This window comes from Nioella ostreopsis (assembly GCF_004000255.1).
In the GTDB taxonomy this organism is placed as follows: domain Bacteria; phylum Pseudomonadota; class Alphaproteobacteria; order Rhodobacterales; family Rhodobacteraceae; genus Nioella; species Nioella ostreopsis.
In genome coordinates this window covers 1-453 of the sequence record NZ_RCIQ01000091.1, presented here as the reverse complement: position 1 = coordinate 453, position 453 = coordinate 1, and the positions used below count along the sequence as shown (strand labels likewise).

1 protein-coding gene is annotated in these 453 nt (G+C 54.5%); it reads left to right on the top strand.

Annotated features, from left to right (window positions below):
* Positions 1-210: 210 nt before the first annotated feature.
* A complete protein-coding gene (locus EP237_RS22930; protein WP_240661737.1) occupies positions 211-378 on the top strand; it encodes a helix-turn-helix transcriptional regulator in 168 nt (55 codons plus the stop codon).
* The last annotated feature ends 75 nt before the right edge of the window (positions 379-453 follow it).

The following is a 453-nucleotide window of genomic DNA, read 5'->3' as shown; positions in this document are numbered from 1 at the left end:
TTTCTACAGCAGATCCTCCGCCCAAGAGTGGTGAGACTCTGGTCAAAATGTGGCGGAAGTACAGGAAATGCCGAGAGGTCATATCGTTATGGGAATAATCGATATGACCACTTAGACCTCAGATTGCCGCAGAGGATACCAAGTGCTCGTCATGCTGGAACATGGAGGAGCACTGTGGGCAATCTCGCGACGATAGTAAATCGACCTCAAGTGACTGTGAGGTATCTGAATTTCAAACAACTCTGCGAAAAACTGGGCGGGCGGTCCAGGTCCTCGATCTACCGTGATCTGGAACATGAACGGCTGCCGCAACCGGTTAAACTCGGCGGGCGTCTCTACTGGGTGGAGGAGGACGTCGATGCCTGGCTCCGCAAGTAAAGCGATCCATCGAAAGGCAGGGGGGCCTCCCTGGAGGGACTGGAACACTCAGCGCTGGGCTTGGCTTGATGCCGT